The 24,478-nt window shown below is 51.2% G+C and carries 20 protein-coding genes; 12 read left to right on the top strand and 8 right to left on the bottom strand.

What is annotated here, in order from left to right; translation table 11 throughout:
• Position 1: 1 nt before the first annotated feature.
• Entirely contained in the window at positions 2–922 is a 921-nt protein-coding gene (locus ACL9RG_RS16025) for a metal ABC transporter solute-binding protein, Zn/Mn family (protein WP_422793627.1), read from the bottom strand.
• Positions 923–1,203: 281 nt separating this feature from the next.
• Here ACL9RG_RS16025 and ACL9RG_RS16020 point away from each other — a divergent pair, with 281 nt between their 5' ends.
• The gene (locus ACL9RG_RS16020) at positions 1,204–2,100 is read left to right on the top strand and encodes a LysR family transcriptional regulator (RefSeq protein ID WP_422793626.1); all 897 of its coding nucleotides are present in this window, start codon (positions 1,204–1,206) and stop codon (positions 2,098–2,100) included.
• A 37-nt stretch (positions 2,101–2,137) separates the two neighbouring features.
• Here ACL9RG_RS16020 and ACL9RG_RS16015 read toward each other — a convergent pair whose 3' ends face one another.
• From ACL9RG_RS16015 to ACL9RG_RS16005, 3 genes are all read right to left on the bottom strand, one after another.
• On the bottom strand, positions 2,138–3,295 hold the full coding sequence (locus tag ACL9RG_RS16015; RefSeq protein WP_422793625.1) for an alpha-hydroxy acid oxidase: 1,158 nt from the start codon (positions 3,293–3,295) through the stop codon (positions 2,138–2,140).
• Between the two features lie 24 nt (positions 3,296–3,319).
• Positions 3,320–5,014, bottom strand: a complete 1,695-nt coding sequence (locus tag ACL9RG_RS16010; protein ID WP_422793624.1) for a thiamine pyrophosphate-binding protein — start codon at positions 5,012–5,014, stop codon at positions 3,320–3,322.
• 197 nt (positions 5,015–5,211) lie between these two features.
• Complete coding sequence (locus ACL9RG_RS16005; RefSeq protein ID WP_422793623.1) at positions 5,212–6,321, bottom strand: AI-2E family transporter; 1,110 nt, start codon at positions 6,319–6,321, stop codon at positions 5,212–5,214.
• 213 nt (positions 6,322–6,534) lie between these two features.
• Here ACL9RG_RS16005 and ACL9RG_RS16000 point away from each other — a divergent pair, with 213 nt between their 5' ends.
• From ACL9RG_RS16000 to lhgO, 3 genes are all read left to right on the top strand, one after another.
• Positions 6,535–7,008, top strand: a complete 474-nt coding sequence (locus tag ACL9RG_RS16000) for a GNAT family N-acetyltransferase (RefSeq protein ID WP_422793622.1) — start codon at positions 6,535–6,537, stop codon at positions 7,006–7,008.
• Positions 7,009–7,204: 196 nt separating this feature from the next.
• Positions 7,205–8,182 carry a glutarate dioxygenase GlaH gene (gene glaH, locus ACL9RG_RS15995; protein WP_422793621.1) on the top strand — a complete coding sequence of 326 codons (978 nt, stop codon included), beginning with the start codon at positions 7,205–7,207 and terminating at the stop codon, positions 8,180–8,182.
• A gap of 70 nt (positions 8,183–8,252) precedes the next feature.
• The gene (gene lhgO, locus ACL9RG_RS15990) at positions 8,253–9,470 is read left to right on the top strand and encodes an L-2-hydroxyglutarate oxidase (protein WP_422793709.1); all 1,218 of its coding nucleotides are present in this window, start codon (positions 8,253–8,255) and stop codon (positions 9,468–9,470) included.
• Here the strand turns inward: lhgO and ACL9RG_RS15985 are convergent.
• Positions 9,467–10,357: a LysR family transcriptional regulator gene (locus ACL9RG_RS15985; protein WP_422793620.1), complete on the bottom strand. Its 891-nt coding sequence runs from the start codon at positions 10,355–10,357 to the stop codon at positions 9,467–9,469. The two genes, lhgO and ACL9RG_RS15985, sit on opposite strands and share 4 nt — an antisense overlap.
• A gap of 286 nt (positions 10,358–10,643) precedes the next feature.
• On the opposite strand from ACL9RG_RS15985, the gene ACL9RG_RS15980 reads away from it, so the two are divergent.
• Both ACL9RG_RS15980 and ACL9RG_RS15975 read left to right on the top strand, forming a co-directional pair.
• Complete coding sequence (locus ACL9RG_RS15980) at positions 10,644–12,332, top strand: acyl-CoA dehydrogenase family protein (RefSeq protein ID WP_422793619.1); 1,689 nt, start codon at positions 10,644–10,646, stop codon at positions 12,330–12,332.
• Between the two features lie 26 nt (positions 12,333–12,358).
• The gene (locus tag ACL9RG_RS15975) at positions 12,359–13,471 is read left to right on the top strand and encodes a CaiB/BaiF CoA transferase family protein (protein ID WP_422793618.1); all 1,113 of its coding nucleotides are present in this window, start codon (positions 12,359–12,361) and stop codon (positions 13,469–13,471) included.
• Between the two features lie 91 nt (positions 13,472–13,562).
• On the opposite strand, the gene fabF is transcribed toward ACL9RG_RS15975, so the two are convergent.
• Both fabF and ACL9RG_RS15965 read right to left on the bottom strand, forming a co-directional pair.
• Positions 13,563–14,837, bottom strand: a complete 1,275-nt coding sequence (gene fabF, locus ACL9RG_RS15970) for a beta-ketoacyl-ACP synthase II (protein ID WP_422793617.1) — start codon at positions 14,835–14,837, stop codon at positions 13,563–13,565.
• A gap of 153 nt (positions 14,838–14,990) precedes the next feature.
• A complete protein-coding gene (locus ACL9RG_RS15965) occupies positions 14,991–15,611 on the bottom strand; it encodes a TetR/AcrR family transcriptional regulator (RefSeq protein WP_422793616.1) in 621 nt (206 codons plus the stop codon).
• Positions 15,612–15,942: 331 nt separating this feature from the next.
• Between ACL9RG_RS15965 and ACL9RG_RS15960 the strand changes: the two genes are divergently transcribed.
• On the top strand, positions 15,943–16,560 hold the full coding sequence (locus ACL9RG_RS15960; protein WP_422793615.1) for a trimeric intracellular cation channel family protein: 618 nt from the start codon (positions 15,943–15,945) through the stop codon (positions 16,558–16,560).
• A gap of 5 nt (positions 16,561–16,565) precedes the next feature.
• Here the strand turns inward: ACL9RG_RS15960 and ligB are convergent, their stop codons facing one another.
• Positions 16,566–18,275 (bottom strand): NAD-dependent DNA ligase LigB, encoded by a 1,710-nt coding sequence (gene ligB, locus ACL9RG_RS15955; RefSeq protein ID WP_422793614.1) that lies wholly within the window; start codon positions 18,273–18,275, stop codon positions 16,566–16,568.
• Positions 18,276–18,555: 280 nt separating this feature from the next.
• On the opposite strand from ligB, the gene gmk reads away from it, so the two are divergent.
• From gmk to recG, 5 genes are read left to right on the top strand one after another with little or no spacing between them, the layout of a single operon-like run.
• Entirely contained in the window at positions 18,556–19,179 is a 624-nt protein-coding gene (gmk, locus tag ACL9RG_RS15950) for a guanylate kinase (protein ID WP_422793613.1), read from the top strand.
• 54 nt (positions 19,180–19,233) lie between these two features.
• Positions 19,234–19,509 carry a DNA-directed RNA polymerase subunit omega gene (gene rpoZ / locus ACL9RG_RS15945; protein ID WP_422793612.1) on the top strand — a complete coding sequence of 92 codons (276 nt, stop codon included), beginning with the start codon at positions 19,234–19,236 and terminating at the stop codon, positions 19,507–19,509.
• 19 nt (positions 19,510–19,528) lie between these two features.
• Complete coding sequence (gene spoT, locus ACL9RG_RS15940) at positions 19,529–21,637, top strand: bifunctional GTP diphosphokinase/guanosine-3',5'-bis pyrophosphate 3'-pyrophosphohydrolase (protein ID WP_422793611.1); 2,109 nt, start codon at positions 19,529–19,531, stop codon at positions 21,635–21,637.
• 4 nt (positions 21,638–21,641) lie between these two features.
• On the top strand, positions 21,642–22,337 hold the full coding sequence (trmH, locus tag ACL9RG_RS15935) for a tRNA (guanosine(18)-2'-O)-methyltransferase TrmH (RefSeq protein WP_422793610.1): 696 nt from the start codon (positions 21,642–21,644) through the stop codon (positions 22,335–22,337).
• Positions 22,334–24,415, top strand: a complete 2,082-nt coding sequence (recG, locus tag ACL9RG_RS15930) for an ATP-dependent DNA helicase RecG (protein WP_422793609.1) — start codon at positions 22,334–22,336, stop codon at positions 24,413–24,415. The genes trmH and recG overlap by 4 nt, the downstream gene beginning before the upstream one ends.
• The last annotated feature ends 63 nt before the right edge of the window (positions 24,416–24,478 follow it).

Raw genomic sequence — 24,478 nt, 5'->3', positions numbered from 1 at the left:
CTTATTTACTTGCCAGCAGGGTTTCAGTCGAGACTTTGTCCGCCACTGCGCGGCTCAAGGCTTGAGTTTCCGCCAGCATCCACGACTGATAGGTGTAACCCGGCATTGGCATAGTTTCATATACGCCAACCACCGGAATATTATTTTTCTTCGCTAACGCCAGGAAGGATTGAGTCAGTGGATCGGTCACTTGCTGGTTATAAACGAACACTTTGATCTTATGCTCGGAAAGCAGCGCATTTTGTGCGGTCACATCCTGCGGAGCGGGATCGGTGCCGTTCATGATGGCAGTTTCCAGCGTCCAAGGCGTCGCAATATGCATGCCCGCGGCCTGTAGCAAATAATCGCCCACCGGTTCAGTGACACCCACTTCAGTCCCGTTATATTTCGCCTTGAAAGCGGCAACGGCAGCCTGCCACGGCTTCAGGGATTCATCGAATTTTTTAACATTCGCCTCAAAATAGGCTTTTTGCGCTGGAAGCGCGGCGCTAAGTTCGGCAGCAATTTGCTTTGCTACAACCGGCATAGTGGTTGGCTTGTACCACAGGTGTGGATTTGGTGTGTTATCCGGCAGCCCCAATAGGTGCTGTACATCAATGACACGGCGCTCTTTTTTAGCCGTCGCAGAAAGGAATTTATCGGTCCAGGCGTCATAGCCCACGCCGTTCTTCACCACTAAATCTGCATTAGCAATGTCGGCAGCAATCTGTGGGCTGGCTTCAAAAGTATGCGGGTCCGTATTTGGGTCGGTTTCAATCGCCGTCACATGAACGAACTTACCGCCAATCTGTGAAATCACATCGGCGTATTCATTTTCTACGCCAATAGCATTCAATACCGGTGCAGGGGCGGCCAACGCGGCTCCCGCATGAAGAGATGCCAACACTACCGCTGCTACTGCTGCAAGACGCTTGCCTGTCATGTGAACCCCTGGTCGAAGAATTAACAACATCAATAGATTGAAATAGGACTTAACTTAAATGTTATAACGTAACATATTGATGGTTTGGATTTTGGGCAAGGTAAGAGTCGTAAGCAGTTGTTTAAAAATTAGCGTTCAGGAAACAATTGGCGTCGATGTTGCGGCTATTATTGCTGAGAGCGTCAACATGGCTTTTGCATAAAACGTCAATATAGTGATAGCTCTAGCCATGTTGGTGGCAGGATAATGCTTACCATCAAGATCAGATAACAGGGTGTCAAATGCTACCGACCTTTAATCAACTTGTGCACTTTTGTACCTTGGCTGAAATCGGTCACGTCGGGCGTGCGGCAGAAAAACTCAACATGTCTCAGCCACCGTTAAGCCGACAGATTGCGTTGCTGGAAAGTACCGTCGGTGTCACTTTGTTTGAGCGCGGCGCCAAAGGCGTCTCTCTGACGCTGGCTGGCGAGCAGTTTTTGCAAGATGCGCGCGAGATTATCAATCTAATGCATCAGGCCAATAAGAATGCGCAGGCTATTGCGGCAGGTCAACGCGGAGTGCTTAAGCTTGGCTCAACGATGTATGCCTCTTATAGCGTCGTACCACATATTGCCCGGCGGCATAAAATTGCCCAGCCAGGGATAGAGTTGCGGCTACAAGAGATGGTTCCGGCAGAGTTAAAGAAGGCGCTACTTGATGGCACCCTTGACGCCGCGATAAGTTTTGCCGATATGGCAACGCCAACGCTCGATGCTATTACCCTCCTCGAAGAGCCGTTGCTCGCTGCGTTGCCTAAGCATCATCCGTGTGCCGAACTTGAACGTTTATCTTTAGCGCAGCTGGCACACGATGATTTTATTATGGTGCCCAGAGAAATGGCGCCGACGCTGCACGATAGCATTGTCACTAAGTGCAAACAGGCAGGATTTAGCCCCAAAATCGGGCTGGAAGTCTTTGTGCAGCAGAGCGTGGTTAACTTTGTGGCCCACGATTTTGGCGTCGCACTGGTTCCCGCCTCAATGCAACATGCGCCAGTCAATGGCGTTATCTACAAACCGCTGGAAGATGCGCCGCATATTAAAAATGTCTTAATGTGGTCCACTAAGAATAAAAACGCCTGTTTAGAGAGTTTTCTGGCGCTGTGCAAGGATTTCAGCAACGGGGAAATGAAATAAGCCACGCTTGGCAGCGTGGCTTGGTAAAAGGCAAATATTAAAATAAGCGTGGAATCGTGCTTTCAATTAACGTCGAGCGACCTATCTGATCCACTTTGGTATGGCCGCAGAATGCCATGCTCAAATCCAATTCTTTATAAATAATATCTAGCGCCTTGGTCACGCCCTGCTCCCCCTGTGCCGCCAAGCCCCACAGGAAAGCACGACCAATCATGGTGCCACGTGCACCTAATGCCAGCGCTTTAAGCACATCCTGACCGGAACGAATGCCACTATCGAGCCAAACTTCAGTATTGGCACCTACCGCATCAATAATCGGTGGCAACGCCGCAATCGATGAAGGCGCGCCATCTAACTGACGGCCCCCGTGGTTACTGACGATAATGGCATCAACCCCCGCCTGTTGTGCGCGACGCGCATCTTCGGCATCCAGAATGCCTTTGATAATCAGCTTGCCGCCCCATTGTGCTTTAATCCATTCCACATCATCCCAGCTCAAGCTCGGGTCAAACTGTGAGGCAATCCATGATGATAACGACGTCATGTTATCGACATTTTTCGCATGTCCCATAATGTTGCCAAGATTACGCCGCGATGTACCGACCATGCCCATACACCACGCCGGCTTGCTCATCATGTTGAGGATATTTTTCAACGTCATCTTCGGCGGCGTCGATAAACCATTACGCGCATCTTTATGTCGGTCACCGATCACCTGTAAATCCAGTGTTAGTACCAAGGCGTCACAACCGGCCTCTTTTGCCCGGTTAATCAGTGACAACATAAAGTTCTTGTCACGCATGACATAGAGTTGAAACCAGAAAGGCGCGCGAGTATGTGCGGCAATATCTTCCAGAGAACAAATACTCATTGTCGATAACGTATAACGAACGCCAAATGCCGCCGCTGCTTTTGCCGCATGCATTTCGCCATCGGCACGCAGCATGCCCTGCAAACCAACCGGCGAAAGCGCGACCGGCATCGCCATATCGATGCCCAACATCGGGCTTTTCAACGAGCGCTGGCTGAGATCACGACCTACGCGCTGGCGGAGTAAGATATTTTTGAAATCCGCCTCATTGGCGCGATAAGTCGATTCCGTCCAAGACCCCGAATCGGCAAACTCATAAAACATTTTTGGCACTCGACGCTGGGCCAGCGTGCGCAAGTCTTCAATATTGCTAATAACATTCATGTTGGCTCTCCTCTATCCTTAGGTTTAATTCGCACTGATCACAATCTCAATCAGGTTCGGCAATCCGCTGGCAATCGCGGCTTCAATCGCAGGCGCAATATCCGCTGCCCGGCGAATCTGACGAGCCGGTATACCCATTGACGCCGCCAGTGCTTGATAGTCAACCGCCGGGTCGACCAAGTCCATGGCAATAAAAGTATTAGTTTTAGCCGACGAGTAATCTTCCTGAGAACGCATGAAGTTTTTCAGTACGTTATATTCCCGGTTGTTCATGACAATAAAGGTGATCGGTAATTTTTGATGTGCTGCGGTCCACAGCGCCTGTGGCGAGTACATTGCTGCACCATCACCTACGAGACAAACCACTGGCGCTTTGTCCAAACCGAGCGAAAAACCAATCGAGGCTGGCATCCCCCATCCTAAGCCACCACCTCGTAAAAAGGCGTACTGATCGGCCCGGTTGCTGGACAGGAATTTACGCACGCTCGATGAGGTGGCAATAGCTTCATCCACAATGGCAACATCTGGCCCAATGGCGCGCGTCGCTTCAAATGCGGCAACCAGCGGGGTGATATCTGACAAAGCATGCTGCTCTTGAGCAAGGTTCTGCCAATACAACCGCCCCGTTGCATAATCCTGCTGCGCCTGCGCCAGACGCTGCTGATAGGCCTCGCGCCGGGGTTGGGTTGCTTTGTTTAGCTCGGGTAACAACGCGTCTAACGAGGCTTTGATATCCCCCATTACCGACAGGCCACTGCTGTAGGTGCGGCCCAAATCATTCACATCAGCCGAGAGCTGGTACAACTGGCAACCCGCGGGGATCGCGCTCCCTTCGGTATAAAGAATAGTGATCAGCGATTTGCCACCAAGGGCAAAAATTGCCTCGTACTGGCTTAATACCTTGGCGATATCCGACGCTTTAGTCGGTAAATTGCCGCGCCACAGCGCGTGGGATGTCGGGTAAGGAATACGTGACGGCCATGAGGAGCCGTAAACATCCGCGCCTAGCAACTCGGCTACCGCAACCGTGTCGGCAGCGGCTTTGCTCGGATGGATCTCGTCACCAGCTATAATCGCCAGTTTCCCCGGTGTGATTGCCGCCAGTTTACTTGCCAGTAGCGGTAAAGAACCCGCCACCGCCCGCTTGTCGATATAAGAAGGGGCGTCAATGCCGATGTTGCTCATCTCTTCCATCACATCCATCGGTAAAGACAAAAATACCGGGCCTCGCGGCGCAGCATCAGCATCATGAAACGCACGGCGTATCAGGATAGGCAGTTGCGTAGGACTGGTGACTTCCTTCGCCCATTTAACTGCCGGGGAAGCAATACTGACTAAATCGCCATACAGTAGCGGATCGGTGATGCTATGGCGTGAATCCTGCTGGCCTGCCGTCACTACCAGCGGCGTTTGCGAGACGCTGGCATTAAGCAGGTTGCCCATCCCATGTCCCAACCCACCTGCGGTGTGTAAGTTAAGGAAGCCCGGCTTACCTGCCGCCTGTGCATAACCGTCGGCCATTGCCACCGCACTGGCTTCCTGCAACGCTAAAATATACTCGATCTGCGGCTTACGCAGCAGTGCATCCATCAACGGCAATTCTGTCGTCCCTGGGTTACCGAAGATATACTTCACTCCTTCGCTTTCCAGCACTTCCAACAATACATCGGCACCGCGTCTTGCATTGGTGTCTGCAACATTAACAATAGAATTAGCCAAGATGGTCTACTCCAACGGATAAGTCGTTACTGGAAGCCAAGTCCAGCGCCCTTTGCTAAGAAAATACTAGCAACGCCTTATCGCCTGCATCCAATGCTAAATTTGGCGTTCTTGATACCCTTTAAGGTATGAGGTGTGGGATGTCTATGATAAGAAAGGATCAGCCCTCGTTATATCGAGGGCTGATAAGGGGGCACTTATTGCTCGGAAGCGTTTTTACCCTCTTCGATAAAACTCTGATCAATTTCTTCGATATTTTCCTGGTTATCTCGACCAGAAACGATATTCCAGCAGGCAATGAAAAGCGCCGCAATTAATGGGCCAATCACAAAGCCATTAATGCCATAAACTTCCATGCCGCCTAATGTGGCGATCAGGATCAGATAATCTGGCATCTTGGTGTCTTTCCCCACCAATAGTGGTCGCAAGATATTATCAACCAGCCCAATCACGACCACGAAGAAGACCACCAGGAATATCCCCTGCCATAACATGCTTGAGGCAAAGAAATAGATGGCAGCAGGCACCCAGATAATCGCCGACCCCACCGCCGGTATTAGCGACAGGAAGGCCATCAGTGCGCCCCACAACAGCACGCCATCTATCCCGGTGATGTAGAACGCCAGCCCACCTAGTGCGCCTTGCACGACAGCAACCACCACCGTTCCCTTTACCGTCGCCCTTGATACCGCCGCGAATTTCACAAACAGATGGTGCTTGATATGTGTTGATAGCGGCAGCGCTTCAAGGATTAACGACACCAGATAGGGACCATCTTTGAGCAGGAAAAACAGCAGATACAACATGATGCCGAAGCCAACGACAAAGCTGAACGTCCCTTTACCGATCAAGAACACGCTGCCCGCCAGATATTGGCTACCGCGCAGCGCAACTTCCGAGAGTTTTTGCTGAATATCAGCCGCATTATCCAGATGATGTTCCGTCAGATAGCTCTGCGCCCATTGCGGCAAATGCTGCATAGTTTGCGCGAGAATAGCCGGCAATTGCGTATTGTTGTGCTGCAATTTGTTGTAAATCACATTGAACTCAATCGCGAGTGAAGAGGCGATTGTGGCCAGCGGCGTAAAGACGATGAGGCAGATCACGGCAAGCGTCAGTAACGAAGCAATACCGTTTTTGTCGCCTAACCACTTCCTTAATTTAGATTTCATCGGATGAAAAATGATAGCCAGGATGGCAGCCCATAACACGGCAGAGTAATAGGGCTGTAACACATCAAAAAACGCAAACGAGACAGCAAAAAGAATCAGGATAAAAAATCCCTTAGAAATACCCTCTACCTTCATAACAATCCCCTGAAAGTCTATTTAAATCAAAAAGCTATATTGAGTAAATTTATCACGCAGCACCGATTCCAACCTCGTGGGTAGCGTCTGCGAAAAACATTTTTAATGTTCTTAGATTCAGCCAACATACTGCATCGTTCTTTTCAGAACTCGCGATCAAGTGTAGTACAGTGGCCTAAATGCGACTGCGTAATACCAAAGGAAGGAGAAACCATGAGTGTCAGACTCGCCTCACCGGATGAAGCAGAAAGATTGTGGGTGATAAGAAATCAAGCCATCAGGCACGGCTGCAAAAATAGCTATGATGAAAAGACGCTGATTGCCTGGACGCCAGAAGTGATGCCGGAAGGACACCGACGAGCTATCGCCAATAATCCCTTTTTTGTGATTGATGACCCGCAAAGTGGCTCCCCAGTTGCAACAGGGTTTCTCGACCTAACGCAAGGCAGTGTAGAAGCCATATTTACCCTGCCAGAATTTACCGGCAAAGGGCTTGCCACATTAATATTGCAGGCAATTAAATCCGAGGCTAAGCGCCGTAACTTCACGTTGCTAACGCTATCAGCCACGCCAAACGCTTGTGATTTTTATAAAAAGCACGGCTTTACCCTCATCAAAGAGAGCCTTCATTACTCCAAAATGGCAGGGGCAAGCCTGCGTTGTATGGAGATGAGCTGTCTGCTGTAAATAATCTGTCGCACCATAAAAAGCGGTTAATGCATTGCAAATACCAAAATGTAATCCAGTTAACAAAAATGCAATAATTAGCCTGCTTCTTATTTACTTGTACAAAATGTCGCCATAGTTTGGTTTGGCGACGACGTCAGTAGCCGTTGTGTTTCATGAACAGGAGCCGTAACTCATTTTTTAAAGGGAGTTCACCATGAATACACTCACTACAGTTAACTCGAATGATGCAAAAAAAACCAAACCCGCCCAAGGCTTTACTTTAGAATACTCCGCCATTTCACCACGAATATTGCAGCTAAAATTTCACGCTAACACCGTCAAAGAGTTCTTAAACCAACTAAGCGATTGGCCGATACAGGCATTGGAATATAAATCGTTCCTGCGTTTTCGGGTCGCCAAAATACTCGATGACCTTTGCCACAACCAACTCCAACCACTACTGCTGGAAACCTTGTTATCACGCGCGAAAGGCGCGCTGGTTATCAGCGCCGAAGGCATCGATAACGTTGCCCAAGCGGAAGACATGGTGAAGTTGGCAACGGCAGTGGCACACCTGGTTGGCCGATCTAACTTTGATGCCATGAGCGGGCAATATTACGCACGATTTGTGGTGAAAAATGTCGACGAATCAGACAGCTACTTAAGGCAGCCGCACCGCGTTCTCGAGCTACATAACGATGGCACTTATGTAGATGAAATCACCGACTATGTACTGATGATGAAAATAGATGAGCAAAATATGCAGGGAGGGAACTCTCTGCTGCTGCATCTTGATGACTGGGCAGAACTCGATACCTATTTCCGCCATCCTCTGGCCCGGCTCCCCATGCGTTGGTCATCACCACCGAGTAAAAATACCCGCAACGACGTCTTCCATCCGGTATTCGACGTTGATCATCAAGGTCGTCCGACCATGCGTTATATCGACCAGTTCGTGCAGCCAAAAGATTTTGCCGAGGGCGTGTGGCTGAGCGAAATGTCAGATTCCTTGGAAAACAGCCCGCATAAGCTCTCGTTAGCCGTACCGGTTGGCAGTTTGCTGCTGATTAACAATCTGTTCTGGCTGCACGGGCGCGACAGCTTTACCCCGCATCCAGAACTGCGTCGGGAGCTGATGCGCCAGCGAGGTTATTTCAGCTTCACCTCCACGCAATACCAAATGGGACAGTAACACCTTCTTTATCTTCCTTATTTTATCCCAGATAAACATAAAGATGCTGAGGATAGGAGCAATGCCCCTTATGTATGATTTTGTGATTATTGGCGGTGGGATTGTCGGTTTATCAACCGCAATGCAATTAATCGAGGCTTATCCTGCTGCCCAAATTGTGTTGTTAGAAAAAGAATCCGGGCCTGCGCAGCACCAAACCGGCCACAATAGCGGCGTAATCCACGCCGGGGTTTACTACACTCCCGGCAGCCTGAAAGCGCGCTTTTGTCTACAAGGAAACCTCGCGACCAAGGCCTTTTGCCAGCAAAAAAATATCGCCTATCAAACCTGTGGGAAAATGTTGGTCGCCACTTCTGAGATTGAAATGACGCGCATGCAAGCCTTGTGGGAACGAACGGCGGCCAATGGCCTGCAGCGTGAATGGCTTAATGGCGAAGCATTACGCCAGCGTGAACCTAATATCGTCGGGTTAGGTGGTATATTTTTTCCCAGGAGCGGCATCGTTGATTATAAAAAAGTGGCTGCCGCCATGGCAGAAAGCTTTGTGCAGGCTGGCGGTAAAATTGTCTATCACAACGAAGTGATGGCGCTGCATGAAGAAGCAAATTGCGTCACGGTGGGTACCAAGCACGCTGAATATTGCGGACGCTTTATAGTGGCTTGCGCCGGGTTGATGGCCGATCGTATCGTTAAACTGCTAGGGATAAAGCCCGGCTTTACCATTTGCCCTTTTAGGGGCGAGTATTTTCGGCTAACGGCTAAAAACAACGCGATTGTTAATCATCTCATTTATCCGATCCCTGACCCTTCTGTGCCCTTTCTCGGTGTACATCTGACCAAAACCATCGATGGCGGTGTGACGATTGGGCCGAATGCGGTGCTGGCATTTAAGCGCGAGGGATACCGAAAACAAGACATTTCCTTACGAGATACGCTGGAAATGTTTAGCAACCACGGTATTCGACAGGTGCTGCGACAAAACTGGAATACCGGTTGGCAGGAGATGAAAAACTCGTGGTCAAAGCGTGGCTACCTGAAGTTGGTACAAAAATATTGCCCATCACTTACCCTGGAAGACCTGCAATATTACCCCGCCGGCGTCCGTGCGCAGGCGGTGTCCACAGAAGGAAAACTAATAGACGATTTCCTGTTTGTCACGACCCCACGCACCTTCCACGTGTGTAACGCTCCCTCTCCCGCCGCAACATCGGCCATCCCAATTGGCAGCCATATTGTTGCCCAGCTAAAAACCTTAGTCGCGCAGCGCTCCGCCAGCGGCAGTCGTTAGCCTCGTGCAGCGATATCCTGACGCACGCTGTCCAAAAAAGCGGATAATAGCGGGCGGTTATCGCCTTCACGCCACACACAATAGGTTTGAGATGTCATGATAACCCCTGCCAGCGGCGCGAATTTCACGCCATTTAGCGGCGCATTACCCAAGCTCGCAGGCACCAACGCCACGCCTAATCCTTGTGCCACCAGCGCGACCACACTTAACCAATGCCTCGATTCATAATGTACATCTGGGTAGATACCCGCCTCAAAACAGACGGCCTGAATATGGTCGTAGTAATCAGGGGAGAGCTCGCGAGAAAAGACAATCACGTTGTCGGCTTGCAACTCATGCAGACTCAATCGTGCCCGTTCAGCCAAATGATGCTGCGACGGCAGACAAACCACAAACGGATCGCTAGAAAACAGCAAAGAGGAGATACCATCCGGCAGACGTGCGCTATGTACAAACCCCACATCCAAATTGCCATGCGTCAACTCAGCCAATTGGTCACGAGTATTACGTTCTAGCAACTGTAATTGCAGTTGCGCCCGCTGACGCTGAAATCTGTCCACTAGCGTGGATAACCCCTGAAGCACCAGCGCCCCGACAAAACCAATACGCAAATGCCCGATAACGCCTCTTTCCACGTCACGGATATGCTTAACGATCATTTGCATGCGCTCAATCATCCCTTGCGCCGCAGGGACTAACGCTTCTCCGGCCGCCGTCAGCTTAATACCCTGCGAATGCCGTTCAAACAACTGCACGCCCAGCGAGGCCTCGAGCTGGCGAATGCTAACGCTCAGAGGTGGTTGCGATATCGCCAGCCGGTTAGCCGCGCGCCCAAAATGCAGTTCATCAGCCAAGGCTAAAAAGTAACGTAAATGACGCATATCCATTGTACTTCAATCCTTTCGCGGCCCGTTGCTGCTATCAGCAGCCCACAGAAACTTTAGCAATCAACCACGATAAAAAATCCCTGTTACGCCACAGAAAAACCGGTCTCTGGCGAAAAAGCACGCATCGACCAGCAAGGTAACGGCCTCAATTCATTAGCTAAAAATAATGCCGCATTGTTTCTGCTATCGGCCAATAGGCAAAGGGTATTAGACAGCGCGGCCATGTCGAACAAAAAATGAACGCACCCACAACAAAAAAACAACATAGAGACACCAGAGGATTGCTATGGATATTTCTACTCATCAGCCAGACAACATGCCCGATCAGGCTGGGGCTAATCTCTATCTCACCGATCCCGTGCTTGAATCTCTGCTAAGCGCTTATCTTCCCGATGAGCTACTCAACCATCTGCGTCCTTACCTGAGAAGGCTCGGCACATTGGTCGGCGGCAGATTAAACGAGCTCGCTTCCCTTGCTGATAAAAACCCACCGCAGCTACAGGTTCGTACTCGTACCGGCAAAGATGAGGAGCGCATCTTGAAACATCCCGCCTATATCGAGATGGAAAACCACGCGTTCAGTGATTTTGCTTTAGCAGCCATCTCCCATCGCCAGGATGTGTTGGGATGGAAAGGCCAACTTCCACCGATGGTGAAATACCTGCTGACTTATCTATTTACCCAGGCTGAATTTAGCCTGATGTGCCCAGTTTCGATGACCGATTCGCTGAGTCGTACGCTAAAGAAATATGCCCCCTCAGAACTGATAGAAAGCTACTTACCGCAGTTGACCTCGGTAGAACCCGATCGGCGCATGCAAGGCGCAATGTTTATGACTGAGCAGGGCGCAGGTTCTGATATTGGTGCGACCACCACGCTGGCGATCCCCACAGGAGAAACCTACAAAATCTACGGCGACAAGTGGTTCTGCTCTAATCCAGATGCCGGTGCCGTGATGCTGTTGGCCCGTATTGAGGGCGCAATAGAAGGTATCAAAGGCGTATCGCTATTTTTCATGCCGCGAATATTGCCGGACGGCACGCCGAACGCCTATCGGATCATCCGCCTGAAAGACAAACTCGGTACCCGTGCAATGGCCAGCGGCGAAATACACCTGGAAGGAGCGACGGCCTGGTTAATGGGCGAACCCGGCCGGGGCTTTGCGCAAATGGCAGATATGGTCAATAACTCCCGCCTGTCCAACGGGGTGCGCGCCGCAGGTCTAATGCGCCGTGCCGTCAGCGAGGCCTTTTATATTGCTCGTCATCGTCAGGCGTTTGGTAAAACGCTCATTGAATTGCCGCTCATGCGCCGCCAGCTGCTGAAAATTCTGCTGCCCAGTGAACAGGCGCGCAGCATGATCTTCCAGACCGCAGAAGTGCTAAAACGCTCGGATAAAGGCGATGCCAATGCCTATTCGCTACTGCGCATACTGACGCCGTTGATCAAATTCCGCGCATGCCGCGATGCCCGCACCGTGACCGCCGATGCCATGGAAGTCAGAGGAGGATGTGGTTACATCGAGGAGTGGGATGATGCACGCCGGGTTCGTGAATCAATGCTCGGATCCATTTGGGAAGGAACCAGCAATATCGTGGCGTTGGACGTACGCCGGGCAATCATCCGCGAACACTCTCTCGACGCACTACAAACCTATCTTGATGGACTCATGACGCAAACTACCATGAGCGATAGCCTGCGTAATCAGTTCATCACCGTGCAACAGCGAGTGTTTGCACTGGCGCGTCACGCCGCTGAAAAAGAAGGGGAATATCTGACCCGGCAGGCGGCGAGCGGCCTCTACAATCTGGTCAGTGCCACCGCTATCGCTTGGGAAGCCAGCCGAATCAATATGCCAACTCGCCTGCATCTGGCCGAATTAATCCTCACGCATCGCTTATTAGCCGTCGACCCGCTGGATAAAAATCTTGGCCTGTCTGCCGCGACCGAAGCCCTGCTATTAGCCGCAGGTTAATAGCAAAGACCAGCAAAAAAGGACGGATGATGACAATAACAACAACGGGTGCATTGGCCGGCATTAAGGTCATTGATCTATCACGCGTATTAGGCGGACCTTATTGTGGGCAAATATTAGGCGATCACGGCGCAGATGTGCTGAAAATCGAACCTCCACAAGGCGATGAAACCCGCGCCTGGGGGCCGCCATTCCAACAACAGACCGCGGCTTACTATATTGGCCTTAATCGTAATAAACGCGGCATGCGTCTTGATTTCAGCCAAGATAACGCCCGCCACACCCTGCTTGCACAGCTGGAAAACGCCGATGTGCTGATCGAGAACTTTAAAACCGGCACCATGGAAAAATGGGGCCTCGGCTACGATATTCTGTCACAACGTTTCCCAAGCTTAATCCACTGCCGCATTAGTGGTTTTGGTGCCGATGGACCATTAGGTGGATTAGTTGGTTATGACGCGGCCTTGCAGGCACAAACCGGTGTGATGAGCATTAATGGTGAGCCGGGAGGCGAACCTTTGCGCGTAGGCGTGCCTGTAGTTGATCAGGTGACCGGCATGAATGCCGCACTCGGCATTTTAATGGCACTACAGGAGCGAACTCGCAGCGGATTGGGACAGTTTATTGATATCAGCCTGTTCGATACCGGGCTGTCATTACTGCATCCTTATTCCTCTAGCTGGTTTGCCGACCCAAGCCGGGTGCCACAACGTTCAGGCAATGCGCATCCCAATATCTATCCCTATGATGTTTTCCCCACCAAGAGCATCGCTATTTTTCTCGGGGTAGGAAATGACAAACAGTTCCGCAAGCTGTGCCAGCTATTAAATACTCCCAGTCTGGAGCAGGATCAGCGTTTTGCCAGCACCGCTTTACGCACGGTGAATCGTGTAGCACTGCGCAAAGAACTGATTCTCCTGCTGGCTACACATCAGGGAGAAGAGATCGCCGAAACTCTGCTACGCGGCGGGGTGCCCAGTGCGCCGATACTTAATATTGATGCGGCATTGCAGCAGCCACATGCTAAGCATCGAGCGATGATCGTTCATATTGGTGAGCATTACACCGGTGTGGCTTCGCCAATAAAACTCAGCCGCACGCCCGCCAGCTATCGCCTTCCACCACCGGTTGACGCGTAGTGCAGATAAAAAAATGGCCCGCCAAGCGAGCCATTTTCTCTTTGCTTTAACTGGTATAGGAAAAATTAAATTAATCTTTCCAACGAGTTAATTAGCCTTCCCAGCGTTTTAACAGTACGCAGGCATTAACGCCACCGAAGCCGAAGCCGTTAGACAGTGCGTAGGTGATCTCACAAGGCTGCGCGGTGTTACCCACGATATTCAGGCCTTCAGCTGCCGGATCTTTATTTTCCAGGTTCAGCGTTGGCGGTACGATTTGGTCGCGAATTGCCAACAGTGTGAAGATGGTTTCCAAACCGCCAGCCGCACCCAACAGGTGACCGGTTGCAGATTTAGTGGAGGTCACCGCCAATTTACCATCGGCACCAAACAGGTTTTTAATGGCGTTAATCTCGCCAAGGTCACCGACCGGCGTTGAGGTAGCGTGCGCATTAAGATGCTGAACTTCGCTCGGCTGGATGCCAGCTTGACGCAGTGCCTGACGCATCGCGCGGCCTGCACCTTCGCCATCTTCAGCGCCGGATGTCATATGGTAAGCGTCACCGCTGGTACCGTAGCCGACGATCTCTGCCAAAGGTTTAGCACCACGCGCCAGCGCATGCTCCAATTCTTCGATAATCAGCATGCCTGCGCCTTCACCCATCACGAAACCATCGCGTGCGCTATCGAAAGGACGAGAAGCGGTATGAGGCTGGTCGTTAAAACCGGTAGACATAGCTTTCGCCGCGGCAAAACCACCGAGGCTCACTGTATCAATTGCCGCTTCAGCACCGCCGCACAGCGCGATATCTGCTTCATCGTTACGAATCAAACGCACCGCATCGCCGATAGCCTGAACGCCCGCCGCACATGCGGTGACTGGCGCGCCGATTGGGCCTTTGAAATGGTGCTTGATAGAAACCTGTCCTGCCGCCAGATTGACCAGGAAGGATGGGATAGTGAACGGAGACAAACGCTTAGCACCGCGAGAATCATTGGTGCGTACCGCGTGAGCAATCGCCGGGAAGCCACCAATACCAGAACCGACCACAGTCGCGGTTCTTTCTTGCTGCTCAGCGCTCTCTGCCTGCCAGCCAGCGTGAGCAATCGCTTGATCCGCCGCGGCCATTGCGAACTGAATAAAGCGGTCCATCTTCTTCTGATCTTTCGGCAATACGGCAAGGTCTGGGTCAAAGCCAGATTGAGGGTCTTGTTCAAGAGTCGGTACCTGACCGCCAATCTTCACCGATAATGTGGCGGCAATCTCTTCAGGTAAGGTGCGGATCCCTGACTCACCGGCTAACAGGCGTTGCCAAATAGTTTCAATATCACAACCAAGCGGGCTGACAGCCCCGATACCGGTAATCACTACACGACGCTGAGACATAAGATATTCCTCTATAATTCGACGCTATCCTGTGAAAATGCCGGTGATGATGACCGATCATTCGCTTGGCAGGAGAGTAGACATTCTTAGTATTGCCGCTGATAGTAAGTGACGGGTTACGATTTTGTAAACCCGTCACTGATAATTTTTTAGTTAAATTGCGAGGCTGCGTAAAACTAAATTGGTGATCACCACCACGCGCTCTGCCAGTTGTTCTGGGGTTTTCTGCTCTAGCATCAAAGGGTGGGAAAAAGGCGTCATTACGCTGGCAATCGCCATACACACCTCATCGATCGGTGTTTTGCGTTCAAACTCGCCCAATTGGCGACCATCAGCGATCACTTTTTTAATAATGCTATATAACGCGGCACGATGATTATTGGTGGAATTCCAGCGGTTAGCGCTGGCAATAGCCGCAATATCGTGCAGCTTCCTCTCTTCAAAAAACAGCTCCAGGCTTTTTTCCATCAAAGATTGGAATATTTCTCGCAGGCGAGCGGTGGCGCTCTGATCGCTATTGGCAATCTCCATTAATGAACGGTCAATCTGTCCCAATGAGTGGGTGCAAACAGCTTCACCAATCGCCTGTTTTGATTCAAAAAATTTATAGATGTAGGCGCTGGAAACGCCAATCGCTTTTGCCAGGTCGGCAACGGATGTTTTGGCATAACCGTAATGGCGGAAGTGGTCTAAGGCTGCGCGGATAATCTGTTCACGGCGCTCGTGTTCAGCGGGCCCACGCTGCGGCAAAGCCACCGGAAGTTCTGGATTCATTGGGTTCCTCCGGGGGAATGTATACCGTTCATAACGCGTCAGAGGTAACGAATATACACAATCGTAACCTCTTTAAGTAGCTTAATCGTTTCTGGTGAACCTTCGAAGGATAGAGCAGGGGGGAGAATAGCAGCGATATAACAGACGATTTTATAATGCGATAAATAGATAACCTCGCCAGAATTAGCTAAAACCAGGCATTTAGAAAACCACCAGCATTAGATTTAATAATCCGAATGGCGATCGGTAAGAAAATCTCAGTCGAGATAAATAACAAAGCTCAGTACGCTAGGCTAAGAAAATTCTATCCATGTTAACCCCGGCAAATACTATGTTACTTGAAGTCCTTTATATTATCGGCATCACCGCCGAGGCGATGACCGGCGCATTAGCCGCTGGTAGAAGAAAAATGGATATGTTCGGAGTGATTATTATCGCCTCTGCAACCGCCATCGGTGGAGGATCGGTACGAGATATGCTGCTGGGCCATTATCCGCTTGGCTGGGTACAACATCCGCAATATATCGTCATTGTCGCCGCTGCCGCTATCGTGACAACCTGGCTGGCGCCACTGATGCAACATCTGCGTCGCCTGTTTCTGGTGCTGGATGCGTTGGGGCTGGTCGTGTTTTCAATTATAGGTACCCAAATAGCGCTCAATACCGGGCACGGTCCGCTGATAGCCTCAATCGCCGCGGTTATCACCGGCGTATTCGGTGGCGTACTACGTGATATGCTGTGCAACCAAATCCCGTTAGTGTTCCAAAAAGAGATTTACGCAGGTATCTCCTTCGCCTCCGCTTGGGTCTATATCGGTTTACAAACCCTCAGCGTGCCGCAAAATCTGGTGGTGATTATTACGCTGCTGGCAGGTTTTATTGCCCGCCTTATCGCGCTGCGTTTTCGCCTTGGTTTACCGGTGTTTAACTACCCGCACTCCGATCACTAATCTCATTATTGGCGAGCTGCCGGTGATATAAACGCTGGCAGTTGCTGTTCAACAAGTTTCTGAGTTATCGCCCGAACATGCTTATCGTGTAGAAAGGCTTGGATTTGCTCGGCAGCATGCGCACCTACGCCCTCAATGCCGCGCCACTGTTGAGCTTCGCTACCCGCAATGCTCTGCCAGCTCATCTTATTAACCTGTTTTACACCCTGAGCGGGAAAACCCAGCGCCGATAACCAACGATACAAAGGTCGCTCTTTTGCCAGTTGCAGCTGGGCTAGCATTTTCTGCGCCTGTTTTAGGGTTACGTTGCCAGAGGAGGTCAGTGACTCAACGGTGAGATCTAACCAATCGACCAGTGAATTGACTAACTGAGCATCAATAAGTTTCTGCCATGTTGCCCCGCCCCAGCCTTTCATTTTTAGCCCTTGCGGACCGCTGAGCCAAATCATCCTGGCGAGAAACTGCTGCTGGCACGGCGGTTCGGGTGAGAAGCACGACAAAAAATGATGATCCTGCGGATGAGGAAATGAGAGTTCTGGGCGCAACGCCACCCGCCATACCACCTCATCTAAGCGAGGGATACCCTGCCCGGCAAGGCTGATTGCCACACGATCGCCAACCGCAATATCCCACTGACGAAAACGAGACACAGAACCGATATTGACCCGTGCCACCCGCTTATCATCGAGTTTTATCCCTTGCAGGCGCAACACGACATTTATTTTACCGCTGCGCCCCACTGTCGTTTCCACACCGGTGACTTCTGTTAGTTGCCTTATCAATGGAAACTTCCAGGCAATGGCCCAGCTCGGCGTTTTATTGGTCCAATAGCGTCCCGGCGGTTCCTGGCTTTGGCGAATCACAATACCATCGGTGGCAAAAGGCAAAGGCCGCTGATAAATCTTGTCACGCCATGCGGTGATTTCAGCAGCGGATTTTACTGGGTAGGTAAACTGTTCGGTAAAGGGAAACCCCATTGCAGTAAGCTGCTGAAGCCGCGGCAACATGGTGTCAGGTCCATCGGGCCATGACCAGATGAAAATACCCAGCGGTGGCAGCGCCGCTGTGTTTGCCTGCCGCATCATGGCACCCGCTACTTTGCTACGTGCATTCATACCGCCGTCACGCTGCTGACGATGATGATCTAGCAGCAGGAACAGTTCCCCCTGTAAAACAACCTGCGCATCCCTATTGGGGATAGTCACAGGAATGGCGGCAATATTTTTCGCTTTCGCCGTCCAATCCTGCCCGTATAAACCATCGCCACGGCTCAACAAGGCGCTGAACTGGCCGTGACGATAAATCAGGCTAACGGCAACACCGTCTATTTTAGGCTGTAGCCATAAGTCTTCTTTGCCTTTTATCCAGCGCTTAACGGCCGCTTCATCCGGCAGCTTTTTTAGCCCGGTGTGAGCAATAGGATGAGCAGACTGCCCAGCACCGCGCGGTGGATTGGGTTCACTGACCGGCTTGTTGATACAACTCAGCCAAAGCTGCTGCTTTTGCAGCAGATCGTCATAAACCTCATCATCAACCAGACTTTTCCCCTGCTGGTGATAAGCCATCTCCCACTGTTTTAGCTGCTGCGTAAGGGGTTTTACCTCCGCCGCAATTCGCTCATCTGGCCAATCGGGGCACATCGCAGCGTAGCCGGATAACATCGAGAATAATAAAATGGGGGACAACAATAGAGCGAAAATAAATCCTTTGCGCATGGCGATTCTCCTTAATCCTGCCGAGTAAAACCTAGCTTGGTCAGGCACGCCATCGGTCAAATATAATATTGCGAAACGGGTTCCCCGTTTTCGTGTTCATTGCAGAGAATAAGAAGTTCTTTGTAAGAAGCCTCGCAAAACAGCGCTTTTTCGCTATTTTGTCGTCGAAATTTACGATGAAATGTGTCGGAACGCTGCACCAGAAGCGGTGAGCGTGTATACTGTGTCGAAGATCACTCTTCTATTTTTCATATCAACCCAATTCAGCTGAAACATCATCATGGTCCAAGGCACGCTATATATTGTCTCCGCCCCAAGTGGAGCAGGTAAATCAAGCTTGATTCAGGCTTACTTGAAGACTCAACCGCTCTACGATACGCAGGTGTCTATTTCTCATACCACCCGCTCCGTTCGCCCAGGCGAATTACACGGTGAGCATTACTACTTCGTTTCTAAAGAAGAGTTTTGCCAGATGATTGAACGCGATGCGTTTCTGGAACATGCAGAAGTCTTCGGCAATCATTACGGCACCTCACGTGAAGCAATTGAGCGTGTTTTAGCATCGGGTGTTGATGTGTTTTTGGATATTGATTGGCAAGGCGCGCAGCAAATTCGTCAAAAAATGCCGCACGCACGCAGTATTTTTGTATTGCCGCCGTCAAAAGATGAGCTTGACCGTCGCCTGCGTGGCCGCGGCCAGGATAGCGAAGAAGTTATTGCCAAACGCATGGCGCAGGCCGTAGCGGAAATGACCCACTTTGCTGAATACGATTATTTAATTGTGAATGATGATTTCGATTTGGCGTTATCGGATCTGAAAACCATTATTCGCGCTGAACGTCTGCATATGAGCCGTCAACGGCTTCGTCATGACGGATTAATCACCAAACTATTGGCAGACTGAAGTCACTTTCAGTATTATGCCCAGTCTTTCGTCACCCTGTGGAGTAGCACAAATATGGCACGCGTAACTGTTCAAGACGCTGTAGAGAAAATTGGTAACCGTTTTGACTTGGTGTTGGTGGCTGCTCGTCGCGCACGCCAGCTGCAATCTGGTGGTAAAGATCCACTGGTCGCTGAAGAAAACGACAAGTACACCGTTATTGCCCTGCGTGAAATCGAGGAAGGTTTGATCACTAACCAAATCCTTGATGTTCGCGATCATCAGGAGCAACAAGAGCAAGAAGCCGCAGAGATTCAAGCGGTGACCGCTATCGCCGAAGGCCGTCGTTAATTAATCCAGCGGGTCAATCTTGTACATCTTTGAAAGCCTAAATCAGCTGATTCAAAAATACCTGCCAGAGGAGCAAATTAAGCGCCTCGTGCAGGCTTACCTTGTTGCGCGGGATGCGCACGAGGGTCAGACACGCTCCAGCGGTGAGCCTTATATTACCCACCCTGTTGCCGTGGCCTGCATTTTAGCTGAAATGAGACTGGACCACGAAACTCTGATGGCCGCGCTATTGCACGACGTCATCGAGGACACGCCAGCGACTTATCAAGACATGGAGCAGTTATTTGGTAAAAGCGTGGCCGAACTGGTCGAAGGTGTATCCAAGCTCGACAAGCTGAAATTCCGCGACAAAAAAGAAGCCCAGGCGGAGAACTTCCGCAAGATGATCATGGCAATGGTGCAAGATATCCGCGTCATTTTGATCAAACTGGCTGACCGTACCCACAATATGCGCACCTTGGGCTCTTTGCGCCCAGACAAGCGGCGCCGTATTGCTCGCGAAACGCTAGAGATTTATAGTCCTCTGGCGCACCGCTTGGGTATTCACCACCTGAAGACCGAGCTCGAAGAGCTAGGCTTCGAAGCGCTCTACCCTAACCGTTACCGCGTGATTAAAGAAGTGGTGAAAGCCGCGCGCGGCAACCGCAAAGAGATGATCCAAAAAATCCTTTCTGAGATTGAAGGGCGTTTAACCGAAGCTGGCATCCAATGCCGGGTCAGCGGGCGTGAGAAACATCTGTATTCGATCTACTGCAAGATGCATCTGAAAGAGCAGCGTTTCCATTCGATTATGGATATCTATGCTTTTAGGGTCATCGTTAAAGAACTCGATACCTGTTATCGCGTATTAGGCCAGGTGCATAGCCTGTACAAACCGCGTCCGGGCCGGGTTAAAGATCATATCGCTATTCCTAAAGCCAACGGCTATCAATCCCTACATACTTCGCTGATTGGCCCGCACGGCGTGCCGGTTGAAGTCCAGATCCGTACCGAGGATATGGACCAAATGGCAGAGATGGGGGTTGCGGCACATTGGGCTTATAAAGAAAACGGCGAGAGCAACAGTACTACTGCGCAGATCCGCGCTCAGCGCTGGCTGCAAAGCCTGCTCGAGTTGCAACAAAGCGCCGGTAACTCATTTGAATTTATTGAAAGCGTAAAATCCGATCTGTTCCCAGATGAAATTTACGTTTTCACCCCAGAAGGCCGTATTGTTGAGCTGCCTGCCGGCGCAACACCGGTTGACTTCGCTTATGCGGTGCATACCGATATCGGTCATGCCTGCGTTGGCGCACGCGTTGATCGCCAGCCGCACCCACTTTCTCAGCCGCTGTCTAGCGGACAGACTATTGAGATCATCACTGCACCGGGCGCTCGGCCAAATGCAGCATGGCTCAACTTTGTCGTCAGTTCGCGCGCACGCGCCAAGATTCGCCAGATGCTGAAAAATCTTAAGCGTGATGACTCAGTTTCATTGGGCCGTCGCCTGCTTAATCATGCGCTGGGAAGCAGCCGCAAGCTGGCAGATCTGCCGCCAGAAAACATCAAGAAAGAGCTTGAGCGTATGAAGCTCAATGCAATTGATGACCTGTTGGCGGAAATCGGTCTGGGTAATGCCATGAGTCTGGTTGTCGCCAAAAACTTAATGGGCGACCAATCCTCAATGGCCAGCTCAAGCGCCCGTAATCTGCCAATTAAAGGTGCAGACGGCGTGTTGATTACCTTTGCCAAATGCTGCCGTCCAATCCCAGGCGACCCGATTATTGCTCACGTCAGTCCGGGCAAGGGATTAGTGGTGCACCATGAATCCTGTCGTAACATTCGTGGCTACCAGAAAGAGCCAGAGAAGTTTATGGCCGTGGAATGGGATGACAAAGAAACCGAACAAGAATTTATCGCCGAAATCAAAGTCGATATGTTCAACCATCAGGGTGGCTTAGCCAACCTGACTGCGGCGATAAACGCCGCACAATCGAATATCCAAAGCTTGAGCAGCGAAGAGAAGGACGGCCGCGTGTACAGCGCCTTTATCCGTCTGACAACTCGTGATCGCGTCCATCTGGCTAATATCATGCGTAAAATTCGTATCATGCCGGATGTGATTAAAGTCACCCGTAACCGAAACTAGCCTTATGACTCCAGAACGTTATGCACGCATTCAAGAAATGCTGGCGGCCAGACAACCCGATTTAACGGTGTGTATGGAGCAGGTTCACAAACCCCATAACGTTTCGGCAGTGATTCGCACCGCCGATGCCGTCGGCGTGCATGAAGTTCACGCCGTCTGGCCAACCACCCGCATGAGAACCCAAGGTTCTTTTGCCGCAGGCAGTAATAGCTGGGTGCAAGTTAAAACGCATAAAACCATTCAAGACGCCGTAGCGAAAATGAAATCGCTGGGCATGCAGGTTTTAGCGACCAATCTTTCTGAGAAAGCCGTAGATTTTCGCGACATCGATTACACCCGCCCGACCTGTATTCTGCTCGGTCAGGAAAAAACCGGTATTACGCCTGAGGCATTGGCGCTGGCCGATAGTGATATCATTATTCCCATGGTTGGCATGGTGCAGTCGCTTAACGTTTCTGTCGCCTCAGCGCTTATCTTGTATGAAGCGCAGCGCCAACGTCAAAATGCCGGAATGTACCAGCGCAAGACCAGCCTACTGAAAGAGAAAGAGCAGCAGCGTTTGTTGTTTGAAGGTGGTTATCCGGTGCTGGCGAACGTCGCTCTGCGCAAAAAACTCCCTCGCCCATTGATTGATGACACGGGCAATATTGTGGCCGACGATGCATGGTGGGCCGCGATGCAAATGACGGTTACTAGATGAAAGGCCGCCTGTTAGACGCCATTCCGCTTACCTCGCTTAGTGGCGTCGGGGCCAGCCAAGCCGAAAAACTTGCCAAAATTGGCCTTGAAACCATTCAAGACCTGCTGCTACATCTGCCTTCGCGCTACGAAGACCGCACCCAACTTTACGCCATCAACGATCTGCTACCGGGTATCTTTGCCACCATCGAGGGTGAAGTGCTGCGTAGCGATATCAGCTTTGGCCGTCGCCGGATGATGACCTGCCAGATTAGCGATGGCACCGGTATGGTCACGCTGCGTTTCTTCAACTTTAATGCCGCGATGAAGAATAGCCTGGCCGCCGGCCGGCGCGTTACGGCATATGGTGAGATTAAACGTGGCACTCATGGTGCAGAGATCATTCACCCGGAATACCGTATTCAGGGCGAAAACAGCGAAGTGGTGTTGCAAGAATCCTTGACTCCGGTTTATCCGACCACTGAAGGTATTCGTCAGGCCACGCTACGTAAATTGACCGACCAAGCACTAGAATTGCTCGATACTGTGCCGATTAGCGAACTGCTGCCAGAAGAGCTCAGCCGCTCGCTGATCCCTTTACCGAAAGCACTGCATCTATTGCACCGCCCACCGCCGGATATCCAGTTAAGCGACCTCGAAAAAGGCCAGCACCCGGCACAGCGACGACTGATTATGGAAGAGTTGTTGGCGCATAACTTGAGTATGTTAGCAGTACGCGCTGGCACCCAAAGTTATAAAGCGTTGCCGCTGCTAAAAGACGACCGCCTGAAGGATCAATTTTTGGCGTCTTTGCCGTTCAAACCGACCGGCGCACAGCAGCGCGTAGTCGCCGATATCGAGCAGGATTTAGCAAAGAATTTCCCAATGATGCGCTTAGTGCAAGGTGATGTCGGCTCCGGCAAAACACTAGTGGCAGCACTCGCCGCCTTATGTGCCATTGCGCAAGGCAAACAGGTTGGGTTGATGGCGCCGACCGAGTTATTAGCCGAACAGCACGCCAATAATTTCCGCCAATGGTTTGAGCCGCTGGGGATCCAAGTTGGCTGGCTGGCCGGTAAACAAAAAGGCAAAGCGCGACTTGCTCAGCAAGAAGCCATCGCCAGCGGACAGGTTTCTATGGTCGTGGGCACCCACGCGATTTTCCAGGAACAGATCCAATTCTCAGCGCTAGCGCTGGTGATTATCGATGAACAGCATCGCTTTGGCGTCCACCAGCGGCTGGCGTTGTGGGAGAAAGGTAAACAGCAAGGCTTCCATCCCCATCAGTTGATCATGACCGCCACGCCTATTCCACGCACCCTGGCGATGACCGCTTACGCCGATCTCGATACTTCGGTAATTGATGAACTGCCGCCGGGAAGAACGCCGGTTACCACAGTGGCCATTCCTGACAGTCGCCGCAGCGATATCATTCAGCGCGTGAAAAGCGCCTGTGAGCAAGAAAATCGCCAAGCTTACTGGGTTTGTACGCTGATTGAAGAGTCAGAAATGCTGGAAGCCCAGGCCGCAGAGGCCACCTGGGAAGGCTTAAAACTGGCGCTGCCCGATTTGAATGTTGGCTTGGTGCATGGCCGGATGAAAGCGCAAGAAAAACAGGCGGTGATGCAGGCGTTTAAACTCGGCGAAATTCAGCTATTGGTTGCGACAACGGTTATCGAAGTTGGCGTGGATGTGCCTAATGCCAGCCTGATGATTATCGAGAACCCGGAACGGCTTGGCTTGGCGCAGTTGCACCAGTTGCGTGGACGCGTTGGCCGCGGCGCAGTGGCATCACATTGCGTATTGCTTTATAAAACACCGCTGAGCAAAACGGCACAAAAGCGTCTACAGGTGCTGCGCGATAGCAACGATGGCTTCGTTATTGCACAACAAGATTTGGAAATTCGCGGCCCCGGCGAGCTGCTCGGCACCCGACAAACCGGCAGTGCGGAGTTCAAAGTCGCCGATCTGCTGCGTGACCAAGCGATGATCCCAGAGGTGCAGCGCGTCGCCCGCCATTTACATCAATACTTCCCAGAGCACGCCCGCGCGTTGATTGAACGCTGGTTGCCGGAGCGCGTGCGTTATACCAACGCTTAATTTTTCTTAGCTCGAGATTCACACGATAAAATTTGCTGTCACTTGCCATGGCAAACGATTGCT

Origin of the sequence: Rouxiella sp. Mn2063, from assembly GCF_049319665.1 — a bacterium.
GTDB lineage: Bacteria > Pseudomonadota > Gammaproteobacteria > Enterobacterales > Enterobacteriaceae > JBMOUD01.
The sequence above is the reverse complement of the archived record's forward strand: the minus strand, read 5'-3'. Positions and strand labels throughout refer to the sequence as shown.